The sequence below is a fragment of the Desulfovibrio porci genome (assembly GCF_009696265.1).
GTDB lineage: Bacteria > Desulfobacterota > Desulfovibrionia > Desulfovibrionales > Desulfovibrionaceae > Desulfovibrio > Desulfovibrio porci.
In genome coordinates this window covers 298,788-314,279 of record NZ_VUMH01000002.1, presented here as the reverse complement: position 1 = coordinate 314,279, position 15,492 = coordinate 298,788, and the positions used below count along the sequence as shown (strand labels likewise).

15 protein-coding genes are annotated in these 15,492 nt (G+C 61.6%); 13 read left to right on the top strand and 2 right to left on the bottom strand.

From position 1 onward, the window contains the following. The first annotated feature begins 91 nt into the window (after window positions 1-91). The 4 genes from FYJ44_RS03325 (at window position 92) to sat (ending at window position 3,307) form a co-directional block, all read left to right on the top strand. Entirely contained in the window at window positions 92-742 is a 651-nt protein-coding gene (locus FYJ44_RS03325; RefSeq protein ID WP_154509132.1) for a biotin attachment protein, read from the top strand. A gap of 72 nt (window positions 743-814) precedes the next feature. Further along, window positions 815-1,153: a hypothetical protein gene (locus FYJ44_RS03320; protein ID WP_154509130.1), complete on the top strand. Its 339-nt coding sequence runs from the start codon at window positions 815-817 to the stop codon at window positions 1,151-1,153. Window positions 1,154-1,199: 46 nt separating this feature from the next. Then, window positions 1,200-1,772 (top strand): single-stranded DNA-binding protein, encoded by a 573-nt coding sequence (locus tag FYJ44_RS03315; protein WP_154509128.1) that lies wholly within the window; start codon window positions 1,200-1,202, stop codon window positions 1,770-1,772. A gap of 263 nt (window positions 1,773-2,035) precedes the next feature. Further along, a complete protein-coding gene (gene sat, locus FYJ44_RS03310; RefSeq protein ID WP_154509126.1) occupies window positions 2,036-3,307 on the top strand; it encodes a sulfate adenylyltransferase in 1,272 nt (423 codons plus the stop codon). Between the two features lie 145 nt (window positions 3,308-3,452). Here sat and FYJ44_RS03305 read toward each other — a convergent pair whose 3' ends face one another. Together FYJ44_RS03305 and FYJ44_RS03300 are read right to left on the bottom strand one after the other, a co-directional pair. Further along, window positions 3,453-3,704, bottom strand: coding sequence for a hypothetical protein (locus FYJ44_RS03305; RefSeq protein WP_154509124.1), 252 nt, complete (start codon window positions 3,702-3,704; stop codon window positions 3,453-3,455). Between the two features lie 101 nt (window positions 3,705-3,805). Continuing rightward, window positions 3,806-4,555: a sulfite exporter TauE/SafE family protein gene (locus FYJ44_RS03300; protein WP_154509122.1), complete on the bottom strand. Its 750-nt coding sequence runs from the start codon at window positions 4,553-4,555 to the stop codon at window positions 3,806-3,808. Between the two features lie 601 nt (window positions 4,556-5,156). Between FYJ44_RS03300 and FYJ44_RS03290 the strand changes: the two genes are divergently transcribed. The 9 genes from FYJ44_RS03290 (at window position 5,157) to rlmN (ending at window position 15,435) form a co-directional block, all read left to right on the top strand. Beyond that, window positions 5,157-6,227 (top strand): hypothetical protein, encoded by a 1,071-nt coding sequence (locus FYJ44_RS03290; RefSeq protein WP_154509118.1) that lies wholly within the window; start codon window positions 5,157-5,159, stop codon window positions 6,225-6,227. A 258-nt stretch (window positions 6,228-6,485) separates the two neighbouring features. Then, a complete protein-coding gene (locus tag FYJ44_RS03285) occupies window positions 6,486-7,010 on the top strand; it encodes an RsbRD N-terminal domain-containing protein (RefSeq protein WP_154509116.1) in 525 nt (174 codons plus the stop codon). A 228-nt stretch (window positions 7,011-7,238) separates the two neighbouring features. Then, window positions 7,239-8,258, top strand: coding sequence for a sulfate reduction electron transfer complex DsrMKJOP subunit DsrM (gene dsrM, locus FYJ44_RS03280; protein ID WP_154509114.1), 1,020 nt, complete (start codon window positions 7,239-7,241; stop codon window positions 8,256-8,258). A 12-nt stretch (window positions 8,259-8,270) separates the two neighbouring features. Continuing rightward, window positions 8,271-9,932, top strand: a complete 1,662-nt coding sequence (dsrK, locus tag FYJ44_RS03275; RefSeq protein WP_154509112.1) for a sulfate reduction electron transfer complex DsrMKJOP subunit DsrK — start codon at window positions 8,271-8,273, stop codon at window positions 9,930-9,932. Next, entirely contained in the window at window positions 9,933-10,316 is a 384-nt protein-coding gene (gene dsrJ, locus FYJ44_RS03270) for a sulfate reduction electron transfer complex DsrMKJOP subunit DsrJ (protein ID WP_154509110.1), read from the top strand. It begins immediately after the preceding gene. Next, window positions 10,316-11,107 (top strand): sulfate reduction electron transfer complex DsrMKJOP subunit DsrO, encoded by a 792-nt coding sequence (dsrO, locus tag FYJ44_RS03265; RefSeq protein ID WP_154509108.1) that lies wholly within the window; start codon window positions 10,316-10,318, stop codon window positions 11,105-11,107. Before dsrJ ends, dsrO begins: the two co-directional genes overlap by 1 nt. Before the next feature lie 12 nt (window positions 11,108-11,119). Further along, window positions 11,120-12,286: a sulfate reduction electron transfer complex DsrMKJOP subunit DsrP gene (gene dsrP / locus FYJ44_RS03260; RefSeq protein ID WP_154509107.1), complete on the top strand. Its 1,167-nt coding sequence runs from the start codon at window positions 11,120-11,122 to the stop codon at window positions 12,284-12,286. A gap of 261 nt (window positions 12,287-12,547) precedes the next feature. After that, window positions 12,548-13,879, top strand: a complete 1,332-nt coding sequence (locus FYJ44_RS03255) for an HD domain-containing protein (protein WP_154509105.1) — start codon at window positions 12,548-12,550, stop codon at window positions 13,877-13,879. Between the two features lie 497 nt (window positions 13,880-14,376). Continuing rightward, entirely contained in the window at window positions 14,377-15,435 is a 1,059-nt protein-coding gene (gene rlmN, locus FYJ44_RS03250; protein ID WP_154509104.1) for a dual-specificity RNA methyltransferase RlmN, read from the top strand. Window positions 15,436-15,492 lie beyond the last annotated feature (57 nt).

Genomic DNA, 15,492 nt, shown 5'->3' with positions numbered 1-15,492 from the left:
GATGTCGGAGGCGCGGGGGTCCGGGGGGAATCATTCTCCCCGGACGGGGTTTGGGGCGGTAAGCCCCAAAAAGAGATCATACGGACAGAAAATGATCGACATTTCCGCCTTGCTGGATGAAATCAAGGCCTCGCCCTACCGCGAGATCGTCATCGCCACGCCCCACACCGGACGGGTGACCTTCGCCGGTCTGAAAACCGGAGACAAGGTCATGGGCCCCCAGGGCCAGTGGAAGGAAAAACCCGGCACCCAGATCGCCACCCTGGAGCGCGAACGCAATCCCAAGCCCATCTGCGCGCCGGAAAAAGGCGAAGTCAGCGTGCTGCACAGCGAGCTGGAAGGCCGCTTCGTGGAGGCGGGCACGCCTCTGGCGGTGCTGCGCCACATGCTCACCCGCGAGGAAGTGCAGCGGGCCATCCTGCAAAAGGCCCTGCACCTCTTCCGCGCGCCGGAGCGGGCCAAATACTATTTCACGCCCGAAGTGGACAAGAAAATACGCGCTTCGGACGCGCATTCCGTGGCGGTGCGGGACGGTATGGAGCTGTTGATCATGTCGCGCATGAAGCGCGAGGTGCCCCTGCACTACACGGGCCCGGACGGCGTCATTTACGCCGTCTACTTCAAGTACAACGAAAACATGGACACGGGCGCGCCGCTCATCGGCGTCTGCCCGCAGGATCAGCTTCCGGCCATTCAGGACGTGATCATGCGCGTCCAGACGGAATGGACGGAAAAAGAGTAACGGCGGCGGCCCGAGGCCGGCTGACGCGGCCCGGCGACATGCCGCCCCACCCTTAACATATGGTACACTATTATGGGAAAAGCACTGCAAATCCGGGTCAGCGCCGTGACCTGGAATGAAGATCTGTTGGAAGAACTCTGGCCCAAATTGACCGAACTGGCCTTCAGCGTGCCCATCAAGCACGAAAAACACGGCGTGTTGGAAATGGTGCGCGCTCTGGACGAGGGCCTGACATTCATGAAGTGGTCTAAAGCCCGCCAGGAGGCCCTGGGACCGGGCATCCGCGAGGCCGCGCGCCTGAAGCAGAATCTGGAAAAGGCCCTGGCCGACTGGCAGCCGCGTGAAGCCAACGTCCTGAGCGATCAACTGGAAGACGTGCTGGATCAGCTGGAGCAGGCCTTCGTGGCCTGAACCGACGACGGTCGTCCTGTATCCGTATTCATCCTGGAGCACAGCAATGCTGAATAAAGTCATGATCATCGGCCGACTGGGCCGCGACCCCGAACTGCGTTACACCCAGAGCGGCTCGCCGGTGGCCAGCCTGAACGTGGCCACCGACGAATCCTATACCGACCGCGACGGCAACAAGGTGGAACGCACCGAATGGCACCGCGTGTCGGTGTTCCAGCGACAGGCCGAAAACTGCGCCAACTACCTCTCCAAGGGCAGCCTCGTCTATGTGGAGGGCAGCCTGCAAACCCGTAAATGGCAGGATCAGCAGGGCCAGGACCGTTACACGACGGAAATCAAGGCCCAGCGCGTGCAGTTTCTGGACCGCAAGGGCGACGCCCCGCGCGGCGGCCAAGGCGGCTATGAGGATGAGTACGCGGGCGCTCCCGGCGGCGCGCCCCGGCAGGCCCCGCGCGGACAAAGCGGACCGGCCGGATCGGCCGGACAGGGCGGCGGTCAGCGGAGCCAGGGCGGAGGGCAGGCGCCGCAACGCCCGGCCCCGCGCCAGCAGCCTCAGGACGAAGATCTGGGTCCGGCCTTCCCCTCGGAAGCTTCCAATATGGACGAAGTACCTTTTTAGCGTACCTTGCGCATGAAAGGCTTCAGGGCGCATCCTCAACCATGAATACGCGGCCCGCACGGCGTCCGAAAGGCCGCCGCGCGGGCTTTTTTGCTTTACGGCCGCGCCGGAAAGGCAAAAGAAGCCACAAAAAATCCTGAAAGGTAGTTGACTTTTTGTTAGATTATTCACAAGATGTTTACCGGAACAGCCCCCTTTCCGGCCGGATTGGATTTTGCCCGGCGCGGTGAGGCTTCCATAACTAAAACACGGAGGATTTCGCGATGTCCAAACTGGTACCCCCGCATGGCGGCAAAGGCCTGGTGTGTTGCCTGCTGGAAGGCAAGGCCTTGGAAGATGAAAAGAAAAAGGCCGCCGGCCTGAAGCAGATCGAGATTTCTTCCCGCGCCAAGGGCGACCTGATCATGATGGGCATTGGCGGTTTTTCGCCCCTGACCGGCTTCATGGGCAAGGCTGACTGGAAGAGCGTATGCGAAAAGATGCTGCTCGCCGACGGCACCTTCTGGCCCGTGCCGGTGACCCTCGACATCTCCGCCGAAGACGCCAAAGATTTGAAGGTCGGCCAGGAAGTGGCCCTCGTCCGTAAGGGCGAAGTCATGGCCACCATGAAGGTGGAAGAAATCTACGAGATGACCGAAGCCGACAAGAAGTGGGAATGCGAACTGGTCTTCAAGGGCGAAGGCCCGGACTCCGAAAAGTTCTGGGAAGTGGCCCCCAATGACCATCCCGGCGTCAAAATGGTGCTGGCCCAGAAAGAATACAACATCGCCGGTCCGGTGAAAGTTCTCTCGCAGGGCGAATTCCCCGAAAAGTTCCCCGGCGTGTACATGACCCCCGCCCAGCTGCGCGAAAAGATGGACGAACGCGGCTGGCAGAAAGTGGCCGCCCTGCAGCTGCGCAATCCCATGCACCGTTCGCACGAATACCTGGCCAAGATCGGCGTGGAAGTCTGCGACGGCGTGGTCATCCACTCCCTGGTGGGCTCCCTGAAGCCCGGCGACATCCCGGCCGAAGTGCGCGTGAAGTGCATCGACACCTTGGTGGACAAATATTTTGTCAAAGACTTCGTGATCCAGGCCGGCTATCCGCTGGACATGCGTTACGCCGGTCCGCGTGAAGCTCTGCTGCACGCCACATTCCGTCAGAACTACGGCATCAACAATCTGCTGGTGGGCCGCGACCACGCCGGTGTGGGCGACTTCTACGGCATGTTTGAAGCCCAGGAAATCTTCCGCAAGATGCCCGTACCCGCCGAGGAAGGCAAACGTCTGCTCTGCGAGCCCCTGAACATCGACTGGACCTTCTACTGCAAGAAGTGCGACGGCATGGCCTCCATGCGCACCTGCCCGCACAGCAAGGAAGACCGCGTGATCCTGTCGGGCACCAAGCTGCGCAAGATGCTCTCCGAAGGCGCGGAAGTGCCGGATCACTTCGGCCGCGAGGAAGTGCTCGTCATTCTGCGCGAGTACTATTCCGGTCTCACCGAAAAGGTGGAAATCAAGATGCAGCGCGCCGCCGCCGGCTCCACCATGTAACGGACCGCGTCAGCATGATATAAAAGGGACGCCCTGCAGGGCGTCCCTTTTATATTTGCATTGACGTCAAACCACGCTTCTCGGCACGCCGCCGGGCGTGCGGCCGCTCTCGCAGCCGTCAGAGCAATTTCAAAATAACATTGCTCTATTTCTTGCACTTCACAATAATATTCCGCATGGGCGTATCGCGCACGCCGACGGTATTGGTGCTGACGATCTCATAGGGGCCGCCGCACTTGTCCGCCGCCTGATTGTAGCAGTCCGCCCAGTCGCTGTCCTCTCCATTGCAGTTGATGGAATAGCCCTCGCTGCCGTCAGGCAGTTTGGCGTTGCGCACACCGCCGCAGGCGCAGAGCAGAAAAGCGAAGGTTCCCAACAAGATGACGTTCTTCCACATAATTTTTCTCCAGACACGTTTTGACGGGCAATCCCGTAATCCCGTCGCACCGGTTCAGTGTGGCCCGCGTCATTGCGGAAAACAAGGTTTTTCCGCATCCGTCAGCCCGCAAGCTTCAGGACGGCGGGCGCCAGGCCCGCCAAAGCCATCAACAGCAGCAACGCCAGCACCACGCGCCGAAAGCGGGCCTCGTCCACATGCCGAAACCAGCGCGCGCCCAGCCAGATGCCCAAAGCCACGCAGGGCAGCAGCACGGCGGCCAGCAGGAACACCTGCACCGTCATCAGGCCGTAGCCCCAGTACACCAGCGCGGCCAGCACATCGGTGAACAGAAAAAAGGCAATGAGCGAGGCGCGGCTGACCGCCGCGCTGGACGGTCCGGACAGGAAAAAAAGGATCACCGGCGGTCCGCCGTTGGCCGACGCGCCGTTGATCAGGCCGGTAAGCGCGCCCACGCCGCAGGTTCCCCAGCGGCCCGGCCGTTGCCGCAGCTTGAAGCCGAAAAAGAGCATGGCCGTCAGGACCAGCACCACGGCATTGATGCCTATGGTCATGGGCGCGGCGGGCAGAGAGGCCAGGCAGTACGCGCCCGGAGGCGTGCCCAGAACCACGCCCAGACCCAGATGGCGCAGGGCTTTCCAGTCCGCCTCTTTATAAACAAAGGGCAGATGCCCGGCGCTGGCCGCGATTTCCCAGAGCACGATGACCGGCGCGATGCGCGCCGGGGGCAGCAGCAACGTCAGCAGCACAATACAGATCATGGAAAAGCCGAAGCCCGTGGCCCCCCGGACCAGACCGGCGCAGAACACGGCCGCGGCGGCGCAAAACAGTTCCAGAGGGGAAAGAAGCATGCGGGCCTCCACAGGGAAAAAAGCCGCTCCGTCGTCGTGCCGACGCGAACTCGGACTGCTTGCAAACTCCGCTTCGCCGTGTTTGCGCGGCCAACGGCTCGTTTTCAAAAAATCCGCCGGGCGGAGCGGCACGAAATCCGCACGCCGACGGCGGGAATAAATCCCGACGATTCACGGAGTATCGGAGTTGCTGATCTTAGAGCAGATTGCCTTTGAAAAATCGCAGCTTTTCAAAGGTTCATTCTGCCGAAAAGCACGGTTTTCGGCTGAATCCAGGCCGCTTCGCGCCGCGCCGCACCGTGTGCGGCGTCAGAGCATTTTAAAGTTGCAATGCTCTCGTCGGCACCCGCCGCCCACGCCGTTGTCGATTCGGACTGCTTTTTTTCATAAGCCGTAGCCCGGTTCAGGGCAAGCCCGGCCCGCCGCCTCACCGTCCGGCGCGTGGCGAAGCGCTCCAAAAGCTCCCGCGCTTTACGAAAAGTAAAAAACAGCCTATAAATTTTGTACTTTTGCGGCCAACGCTTCCGAGGAAGCGGTCTCCCCCACGGCGTATTGAAAACAGCGGCGCGTCCGCGCCTCACAGCCATACCACAGGTGTTTCATGAAGCGATCCCGCGAGATACTCACCGGCCCTTTGTGCATCGCGCTGCTGGCAGCGGCTTTCTGCATCTGGAGCGCCTTCGGCAATGACGTCAATTTCTGCGTGACAGCCGGTTGCTCATTGTATCAGGATTTCACAGTGGGCGGCGTTTCGCTCTGGTGGCTGGGCACGGGAACCTTCGCGGTTCTGGCTCTGCTGGCCCTGCTGGGGGCCGCCGCACCGGGATGCCTTCTGGCCGGGCTGGCCCTGCTGGGCGATATCTGCCTGTTGCTGCTCATGGCCCTGACCGCGCCCTGCGTGAGCTGCCTGGTGGTGGCCGTGTTCTTCGCCCTGACCTACCTGGGCTTCCGACAGGCGGAACAGGGGCAGGCGCGCGGGCGCGGCATCCAGCCCCGCCGCTCGGCCCTGCTCCTGGTCTGGGTCCTGCTGTTCACGGTCAATGTGGGAGCTGTGGCCCGCTCCCAGACCGCGATCTGGCCCATCACGGAGGGCGACGACGAGGCCACGGTGCGCATGTTCTTCTCCCCCTCCTGCCCGAGCTGCCGCGAGGGCATTGACATCCTTTCGGGGCATGTGGACGTGGCTTTCTATCCCCTGGCCGAAAACGACAGCGACGTGTACAGGGTGGCCCAGATGCGCCGCCTGCTGGACACGGGCATGAATCTGGCCGAAGCCCTGGGCCAGTCCCAGAACGTGACCCCGCCGCGCGGACTCGCGGCTCTGAGCCCCGACCTGCTCTGGCTGCGTTTCAGAATGCTGCGCAACAAGGCCCATGTCTTTTCCGCCGGCGCGCAGACCGTGCCCTTCTTTGAATACCACGGGCTGCCCAGTATGCTGGTCAAGCAACAGGCCCGGCAAAACCGCCAGCCGGCGGGCTCCGCATCAAACCGGACGGACAGCCGGACGGATATCCCGGCGCCCCCCCCGCCCGCGCAGTCCCAGGAGACGCCGTCTTCCGCGCGGGACGACCAAACCGGCGGCCAGCCTGGAGCGCAGGACGGACAAGACGCCGCTCTGCCCCTGGATCCCCAGGTGGCGGGCCAGTGCGGCGGCGCTGCCCCCTGTCCGTAGCCGACGGCGATTTACTGATGGGAACGTCCTGATTGTGCATTTTAGCACAATCCATGCATACCCACTTGCTTCTGACGGATAAACTTTTGCCGCAGTCGACCAGAGCGCCTTCGTCCCGGCCTTCGGGCCTGAAACCGCGCGCTTTTTTCCAACGCCGGGAGCTGGGGACAGCGCGTAAAATGCCCGAAAGGGCTTGACGCGCTTGACCCTTCCCGCTTATATGAGAAAACTATACGCTTGGCCGTTTAGCTGGAATCCATGAACATACAAGAAATATTTCGCAGCCGGAAAAACGATGTGGTTCGCCTCTGGACGGAGGCGGTATACTCTACCTATCCCTTTGAAACCACAGGTTTTCTGCGCACCAAACGGGACCCTTTCGGCAATCCCGTGGCCCATATGACCAAAGAGGCGGCGGGCACGCTGTATGATGCCGTGGCCGGGGAAGAGGTGGAAATCGACACGGTCAAGGCCGCGCTGGAACGTTTCGTGAAGCTGCGCGCCGTGCAGACCTTCACGCCCAGCCAGGGTCTGGGCGTTTTTTATCTGATGAAGCCTCTGCTGCGGGAGCACATCCTGCCGACGCTGGCCGCCCAGGGCGAACTTGACGCCTATCTCACGGCCGAATCCCGGCTGGACAGCCTGGCGTTGTTGGCTTTTGACATCTACACCGCGGCCCGCGAAACGCTGGCGGAGTCGCGCATCAAGGAAATCCGCAACCAGCACGCTCAATTGGCGCGCTGGGCGCAGAGGTTGGAGGAAGGCCCGTCCGACGCGCGCTGACGCGCAACGGCGGGAGGCGGCCTGGAGCCGGAGCGCGGCGGCGGACCCTGCGTCCGCAGCCGGTTTTCGCTGTGGCGCGGGGCGCGACACAAGGGCGTCGGGGCGGCCATCCGGCCGGTCCCCGGCGAAAACACGCGGACGGCAAGGCCCACAGACGTGTGGAGCGCAAAGATCTTCCCGGAATCCGCTCGGATGGTCGGGATAACTTGTAGTCAAGCGAGGTAGGGAATGTTCTCATCATTACTGCTGGTGCTGCTCATAGGGGCCATCGCCTGGGCGGGAGCGAGCGCGGGGCTCGCCTCTCTGTTCGGCGTAGCGCTGCCTTATGTGGCGGCAGTCGTCTTCATCGTCGGCATGGTCTGGCGCATGGTCTACTGGGCGAAATCGCCCGTGCCCTTCTGCATCCCCACCACCGGCGGCCAGGAGCAATCGCTTGATTTCATCAAGCAGAACAAGATCGACTGTCCCAGCACCACTTGGGGCGTTGTCCAGCGCATGTTTCTGGAAGTCTTTTTCTTCCGTTCGCTTTTCCGCAACAGCCTGGCCGACGTGCGCGAAAACGACCCCGTCAGCAACGGGCCTCGCAGCGTCTATTATTCCTCCAAATGGCTGTGGTGTTTCGCCCTGCTCTTCCACTACTGCTTCCTGCTGATCTTCATCCGGCACTTCCGCTTCTTCATTGAGCCGGTGCCGTCCTGTATCACCTTTCTGGAATCCATCGACGGGATCATGCAGATAGGTTCGCCGCGCTTCTTCTGGACCGGCGGGCTGGCCCTGGCGGCCCTGCTCTTTCTGCTGGCCCGGCGCATTTTCAACCAGCGCCTGCGCTATCTCTCCCTGCTCAACGACTACTTCCCGCTCTGGCTGCTCATCGGCATCGTGGGCACCGGCATCTGCCTGCGCTATTTTGATAAAACCGAAATCGCCCAGGTCAAGATCTTCGTCATGGGCCTGACCCACTTCGCTCCCGTGTCCGGCGCGGGCATCAACGCCCTGTTCTTCGTGCACCTGACCCTGGTCAGCGTGCTGCTGATCTACTTCCCCTTCTCCAAACTCGCGCATATGCCGGGCGTGTTCTTCAGCCCCACGCGCAACCAGGCCAACAATTCCCGCCGGGTGCGCCATATCAATCCCTGGAATCCGCCCAAGCAGTACTTCACCTACCCCGAGTACGAGGATACCTACCGCGACGCCATGGCCGAAGCCGGCCTGCCGCTGGAGAAGCAACCCGAAAAGGCCGCCGAGTAAGGAGTCGTCATCATGGCAAAATTACCTACGCCGCAAATGCTCGTCGCCAGCCGCCCGGCCTTTCCGGACAAAAGCTGGCTCGACACCAAGCCTGAATTCACGCCGGGCAGCTTCTGCTACCCGGCCAAAAAAGAGACCATGGAACTCCTGCACATGCCCAATCCCCACGATTGGGATCCGGCCGCAGAGGACTGGAACCTGCCGGAGAACTGGGAAAAGATTCTCTGCGACGCCTTTGCCGACCGCCTGGAGAAGCATCGTTCGCTGAAACTCTTCATGGACATCTGCGTGCGCTGCGGCGCCTGCGCGGACAAGTGCCATTTCTTCCTGGGCACCAACGATCCCAAGAACATGCCCGTGCTGCGCGCCGAGCTGTTGCGCTCCCTCTACCGGCGCGACTACACCATGCTCGGCAAGATTCTGGGCAAGAAGGCGGGCGCGCGCGGCTGGGACATGAGCGTGGTCAAGGAGCTTTTCTACTACGCCTACCAGTGCACGGAATGCCGCCGCTGTTCGCTGTTCTGCCCCTACGGCATCGACACGGCCGAAATCACGGCCATCGTGCGCGAACTGCTGCATGAGGTGGGCCTGGGCATCCACTGGATCATGGACCCGGTCAAAAACTGCAGTTTCACCGGCAACCATCTGGGCATCCAGCCTCATTCCTTTGTGGAAATCGTGGAAATGCTGGCCGACGACTGCGAAACCATCACCGGCATCCGTCCCAAGACGCCCTTCAACGAAAAGGGCCACGAGATCCTCTTCATCACGCCCTCGGGCGACGTGTTCGCGGATCCCGGCATCTACACCTTCATGGGCTACCTGATGCTCTTCCATGAGCTGGACCTGGACTATACCTTCTCCACCTACGCCTCGGAGGGCGGCAACTTCGGTTCCTTCACCTCCTTCAACATGGCCAAGAAGCTCAACGCCAAGATGTACGCCGAAGCCGAGCGCCTGGGCGTCAAATGGATTCTGGGCGGCGAGTGCGGGCACATGTGGCGCGTGATCAACCAGTACATGGATACCTACAACGGACCGGCCCCGGCCAATATGGAAATTCCGGTCTCGCCCATCACCGGCACGGTGTTCTCCAACGCCGCCTCCACCAAGATGGTGCACATCGCGGAATTCACGGCCGACCTGATCCACCACAACAAGCTTAAGCTCGACCCGAGCCGTAACGACCATCTCGTCACCACCTTCCACGACTCCTGCAACCCGGCGCGCGCCATGGGTCTGCTGGACGAGCCGCGCTACGTGCTCAAGCACGTCTGCAACAACTTCGTGGAAATGCCCGAAAACACCATCCGCGAGCAGACCTTCTGCTGCGGCGCGGGTTCGGGCCTGAACACCGAGGAAATCATGGAACTGCGCATGCGCTCCGGCATGCCGCGCGGCAACGCCCTGCGCTATGTACAGCAGAAAGACGGCGTCAACCACATGGCCTGCGTCTGCGCCATCGACCGCGCCACCCTGCCCCCGCTGGCCGACTACTGGGCGCCGGGCGTGAGCGTGAGCGGCCTGCACGAGTTGGTGGGCAACGCTCTGGTCATGAAGGGCGAATGCAAGCGCACCATGGATATGCGTCAGGAAGACCTGCCCAATGTGGCGGAGGACGAGCCGGAGGAAAGCCCGGCTGATGCGCCTGAGGCGCAGGGGGAGGGCCGATAGATGTATAACGCCAAAGCTGTGATCACGGGCATCGTCATTTTTGTGGTGCTGTTCAGCTCCCCTTTCTGGGTGAGCTATCTGGGACAGGACTACACAAAAACCGACGTGGTGCTGCCCAAGGATGAAAAGAACTGCATTGAAGACGTGGAATTCATGCGCGCCCAGCATATGCGCCTGCTCAACGAGTGGCGCGACGAGGCCCTGCGCAAGGAAAACCGCGTTTATGTGTCCGCCAAAGACGGGAAAAAGTGGGTCATCAGCCTGCAGAACACCTGCCTGAAGTGTCACAACAACTACAAGGAATTCTGCGAAAAGTGCCACGTGGCCAACAGCGTCTATCCCTATTGCTGGACTTGCCACATTATTCCCACGGAGGGCAAGTAATGAACACGAGCAGAAGAAGCTTTCTGAAAGTGGCGGGGCTTTCTGCCTTTGCCCTGAGCAGCGGGATGGCGGGTCTGGCCGGCACGGCCGGAGCGGCGCGGGCCCAGATCGCGCCCGGCCGGTATGAGCGGGGCGAAAACGCCCTGACCGCCAAGCGCTGGGCCATGGTCATCGACACCCGCCAGTTCCGCGGCCCCGAGGACTACGAGGCGCTCATCGAAGCCTGCCACAAGGTCCACAACGTGCCGCACATTCCCGGCAACCAGAACATCAAGTGGTTCTGGCTGGACAAGTATGACCGCGTCTTCCCGGACGACATGAACGCCCATATCAACGACAAGACGCGCCAGGCCGACTATCCGCTGCTGTGCAACCATTGCACCAATCCGCCCTGCGTGCGCGTCTGCCCCACCCAGGCCACCTACAGGATGGAAGACGGCATCGTGGCCATGGACTACCACCGCTGCATCGGCTGCCGCTTCTGCATGGCCGGCTGTCCTTACGGCGCGCGCTCTTTCAACTTTGTGGACCCGCGTAAATACCTTTCGGATCCCGTGCCCAACCCGACCTTCCCCACCCGCATGATCGGCGTGGTGGAAAAATGCACCTTCTGCGCCGAACGTCTGGCCGTGGGCAAGATGCCCGCCTGCGTGGAAGCCTCGGGCGGCAAGATTCTCTTTGGAGATCTGGAAGACCCCAATTCAACGGTGCGTCAGGCCCTGGCCGCCAACTACAGTATCCGCCGCAAGCCCAATCTGGGCACGCAGCCCGGCGTCTACTACCTCATCTAGGGAGAACTGGCCATGCTTGAGAAATTGTTTACCGGTCCCAAGAGCTATTATGTGTGGCTGCTCTTTCTGCTCTGCGTCATCGCGGGCTGCGGCCTTGTCTACCTGGACCAGCTCCAGAGCGGTCTCGGCATCACGGGCATGAACCGGGACGTGTCCTGGGGGCTGTATATCTCGCAGTTCACCTATTTCGTCGGCGTGGCGGCCTCGGCCGTAATGCTGGTCCTGCCCGCCTACTTCCATCACTACAAAAAATTCAAGCGCATGATCATCTTCGGCGAATTCATGGCCGTGGCGGCCGTGGTCATGTGCGCCCTGTTCATCGTGGTGGACCTCGGGCAGCCCCAGCGCATGCTTAACGTCATGCTCCACCCCACGCCCAATTCGGTCATGTTCTATGACATGATCGTGCTCGTCGGCTATCTCTGCCTGAATATCATCATCGGCTGGGTCACCCTGGAAGCCGAACGCCTGGATGTGGATCCGCCCAAATGGGTCAAGCCCCTGATCTACCTTTCCGTGCTCTGGGCCTTCTCCATCCATACGGTCACGGCCTTCCTGTACGCGGGCATTCCGGGCCGCCATTACTGGCTGACCGCCATCATGGCCGCGCGCTTCCTGTCCTCGGCCTTCTGCTCCGGTCCCGCCATTCTGCTGCTCCTGCTCTTCCTGGTGCGGCGGCTCACGGGCTTCGACCCCGGCAGGGACGCCATCAAGACCCTGTCCACCATCATTGTCTACGCCATGTGCGTGAACGTCTTCTTCTATCTGCTGGAGATCTTCACGGCCTTCTACAGCCAGATTCCGGGCCACATGGAACCCATGCTCTTCCTGTTCTCCGGCCATGGCGGACATCTGGCCTGGGTGAGCTACTGGATGTGGGCCGCCGTGATCATGGCCTTCGCCTCTCTGGCCATCCTGATTCCGCCGCAGTGGCGCACCGGCCCCCTGCTGCCTCTGGCGCTGATCATGCTGGTGGCCGCCAGCTGGATCGACAAGGGCCTGGGCCTGCTTATCGGCGGTTTCACGCCCAACATGTTTGAAGCCTTTACGCCCTATATGCCCACGGCCAAGGAAATCGCCGTGGCCCTCGGCGTTTACGCCGTGGGGGCGCTGGTGCTCTCCCTTCTCTGGAAGATCGCCCTGGGCGTCAAGCGGGAAGCCCGCCATTTCGGCGACTAGAGCAGATTGACTTTGCTGGCGGCCGCTTTCGCGGCCGCCAGAGCACTTTTAAAGCGACATTGCTCTTAGCTTTAACATCCGCGTTAAAGCAACGCCCCGCGCTGTAGTATGGCGCGGGGCGTTGCCCGTTTTCAGCCGCCGCAACAGAGCGTCATGCTTGACTTTCAGGCCTCGTCCTGTACATAATCGGAATATTGCGCCAATCCCGCCCTTTTCGTATGCGGTGGCGGCGTATTGCCCACATTTCGCAAGGAGCCCACGATGCACCAAGCGCTCAAAGAAGCCATTACCATCTGCAAAACCCTGCTGCGCAACGGCTATGACGCGCATGTAATCAACGCGCCCTTGCAGGAACAATTGCTGCGTTCCGCCAGGCAGCCCGCCGTGGACATCGCCTGTGAACCGGATATGGATACCCTGGTCAAACTCTTCCCCAAAGCCCGCATGGAGTCTGAAAAACGCGCCATGGCCGAGATGGAGGAAAACGGCATCCTGTTCCGCTTCTATCCGCTGGAAGTGGAGGACGCGGGTCATCCCGAACTTTCGCTGCTGCGCATCACGCCCAGCATGGCCGCCATGATGGACCCCAAGGAACGCCAACAACTCCGCCTGACCGGCTTCGGCAGCCCCGCGCCCAGCGGCGACGCCTACGAGGGGTTCGCCGACTTCAAGGGCGGCAGCATCCGCTTCACCGGCCTGCCGGACGAAACCCTGCGCCACAACTATCTGCTGGCCGTGCGGGCTTTGCGCTTCGCGGCCAATTTCGACATCCCCATTGAACCCAACACATGGCTGGCCATTGTGCGCTCCTCGGTGCGCGTGCTGGACTATGTTCCGGCCACGGACATCATGGATGAATGGCGCAAGGTGGCCGCCGAATCCATGCATCGCTTTGTGCGCCTGCTGTATGACGCCCATATCCTGCAAGGCCTGATCCCGGAAGTGGCGGCGCTGTCCTGCGTCTGTCAGGAAAAGGACAAGGACGGCGTGGAAGTTAATGTCTTCGACCACACCCTGGAGTGCATGAAGCACTATCCGGAAGAAGGCTTCCACTACGACTGGCTGGGCACCATGGCCATGCTGTTCCATGACGTGGGCAAGCTCTTTACCGGCGAGTATTTCGACGGGCAGTGGACGTTCTACCAGCACCACCGGGTGGGAGCCAAGGTCACGCGCAAGATTCTGCGCCGCCTGCACTTCGCCCCTGAGGACATTGATCTGCTCTGCCATCTGGTGAACCATCACATGCGCTTCCATTTCATGATGACCGACAGAGGCATCCGCCGTTTCAAGGCGCTGGACGAATACCCGCGCCTCATCGCCATGGCCCGCGCCGACCTGCAGGCCCGTGAAGGCAGCTACACTTCATTCAATCACAATATGAAGTATCTGGACCGGGCCGAAACGCCGGAACAAATGCTGGAGCCCCTGCTCAACGGCAATGAGATCATGAGCGAAACCCGTCTGGCCCCCGGCCCGCTGGTGGGCGTGATCCGCGACGCGCTGCTGCAGGCCCAGATCGCCGGAGAAGTGACGGATCTGGAGTCCGCCGTGGCCTTTGTGCGGGAGTACGCGCGGAAGTCCGTGGGATAACGGATTTCCGGCGAACGAGTGTGACAAAAAAGACAGGGTCCTGTCGCGCGCATGCCGTTTACGCGCCCTGCGGGCATCGAATCTTTTTGCACCGCTTTCGCTCGGGCCGCCTCCAGTGTGGGCAGGGGACGGGTTATGGGGATCTCCCCCCTCCTCTGCCCTTGCATCCCCCGGGAACACTACGGCGAAACTTTCCATTGCTTAAGGATGGCGAGGTCTGCGCGGCTTATACTCCGCGAGCTTCCCTCGCCCGCTACAAGGTAGCAGGCGATCTTCTTTTGTGCCGCGCAAGGCCATCCACCGGCAGTCTATAAACATAGGGAATATCCGGCCGCCGGCAGTCGGCATGCGACGCTCAATTGTCAGCCGCGCGGTTTCTCATTGACGCGGCGCGCCGCCGCCGTAATCAAACCCGCAACTGGAATAAGCATCAGCCAAGGGACAAGCCCATACCCTCACGCCGGAAAAACAAAAAATCTCACCGGGCAGGATATGCCATGATCAACCTCCTCAATCTCACCCTTCCCGAACTCACGGACTGGATGCAGGCCGAACTGGGCGAACCCAAGTTCCGGGCCGTGCAGGTCTGGCAATGGATCTGGCAGAAAATGGCCCGCGATTTCGAGGCCATGAGCAATGTCTCCAAGGCCTGCCGGGCGCGTCTGGCGGAAACGGCGCGCATTGCCTGGCCCGAAGTGGCTCAAGTGCAGGAAAGCGGCGACGGCACCACCAAATTTCTGCTCCGCCTGGAAGACGGCGCGCTGGTGGAAACCGTCCTGATTCCCTCTGATTCCCGTGAGGGCGTGCGCCGCTGGACCCAGTGTCTGTCTTCTCAGGTGGGCTGCGCCATGGGCTGCACCTTCTGCGCCACAGGGGGCATGGGCTTTGAGCGGAATATGAACATGGGCGAGATTCTGGGCCAGATTCTGGTGGCCCGCGAGCATCTGGGCGACAATCGTCCCGACTGGCCCGTGCTGCGCAATCTGGTCTTCATGGGCATGGGCGAACCCCTGCTCAACCTGCACGAGGTCATGCGCGCCCTGCAAAGCCTGAACAACGATAAGGGACTCAATTTTTCGCCGCGCCGGATCACGGTCTCCACCTGCGGCATCGAGAAGGGTCTGGTCGAATTGGGCGAAAGCGGCCTGGCCTATCTGGCCGTGTCCCTGCACGCGCCCAACCAGGAACTGCGCGCCCGGATCATGCCCAAGGCCGCGCGCTGGCCCCTGGATCAACTGCTGGCCGCGCTCAAATCCTATCCGCTGAAGACGCGGGAACGAATCACCTTTGAATACCTGCTGCTGGGCGGGGTCAACGACGGACCGGAACAGGCCGCGGAACTGGCCCGACTGGTGGCCGACATTAAGGGCAAACTCAACCTTATCGTCTATAATCCCGCCGAAGGCGCGCCCTACGCGGCTCCGGACGAAGCGCGCGTGCTGGCCTTCGAGCAATGCCTCTGGAAGCGCCACATCACGGCCATCATCCGCAAAAGCAAGGGACAGGACATCCAGGCCGCCTGCGGCCAGCTCAAGGCCGCCGCGCGGAAGGCCTGACGCCGCTGCAATGGAAAGGCGCAGAGGGCTTCCGGGCTGGTATTCGGGGAAACGCCT

What these genes read in the sequence shown, in the direction of transcription:
- rlmN (WP_154509104.1), top strand. Translation starts at nt 14,377, where the DNA reads ATGATCAACCTCCTCAATCTCACCCTTCCCGAACTCACGGACTGGATG.
- dsrO (WP_154509108.1), top strand. Translation starts at nt 10,316, where the DNA reads ATGAACACGAGCAGAAGAAGCTTTCTGAAAGTGGCGGGGCTTTCTGCC.
- sat (WP_154509126.1), top strand. Translation starts at nt 2,036, where the DNA reads ATGTCCAAACTGGTACCCCCGCATGGCGGCAAAGGCCTGGTGTGTTGC.
- FYJ44_RS03325 (WP_154509132.1), top strand. Translation starts at nt 92, where the DNA reads ATGATCGACATTTCCGCCTTGCTGGATGAAATCAAGGCCTCGCCCTAC.
- FYJ44_RS03320 (WP_154509130.1), top strand. Translation starts at nt 815, where the DNA reads ATGGGAAAAGCACTGCAAATCCGGGTCAGCGCCGTGACCTGGAATGAA.
- dsrM (WP_154509114.1), top strand. Translation starts at nt 7,239, where the DNA reads ATGTTCTCATCATTACTGCTGGTGCTGCTCATAGGGGCCATCGCCTGG.
- FYJ44_RS03290 (WP_154509118.1), top strand. Translation starts at nt 5,157, where the DNA reads ATGAAGCGATCCCGCGAGATACTCACCGGCCCTTTGTGCATCGCGCTG.
- FYJ44_RS03255 (WP_154509105.1), top strand. Translation starts at nt 12,548, where the DNA reads ATGCACCAAGCGCTCAAAGAAGCCATTACCATCTGCAAAACCCTGCTG.
- FYJ44_RS03315 (WP_154509128.1), top strand. Translation starts at nt 1,200, where the DNA reads ATGCTGAATAAAGTCATGATCATCGGCCGACTGGGCCGCGACCCCGAA.
- dsrK (WP_154509112.1), top strand. Translation starts at nt 8,271, where the DNA reads ATGGCAAAATTACCTACGCCGCAAATGCTCGTCGCCAGCCGCCCGGCC.
- FYJ44_RS03285 (WP_154509116.1), top strand. Translation starts at nt 6,486, where the DNA reads ATGAACATACAAGAAATATTTCGCAGCCGGAAAAACGATGTGGTTCGC.
- FYJ44_RS03305 (WP_154509124.1), bottom strand. Translation starts at nt 3,704, where the DNA reads ATGTGGAAGAACGTCATCTTGTTGGGAACCTTCGCTTTTCTGCTCTGC.
- dsrP (WP_154509107.1), top strand. Translation starts at nt 11,120, where the DNA reads ATGCTTGAGAAATTGTTTACCGGTCCCAAGAGCTATTATGTGTGGCTG.
- FYJ44_RS03300 (WP_154509122.1), bottom strand. Translation starts at nt 4,555, where the DNA reads ATGCTTCTTTCCCCTCTGGAACTGTTTTGCGCCGCCGCGGCCGTGTTC.
- dsrJ (WP_154509110.1), top strand. Translation starts at nt 9,933, where the DNA reads ATGTATAACGCCAAAGCTGTGATCACGGGCATCGTCATTTTTGTGGTG.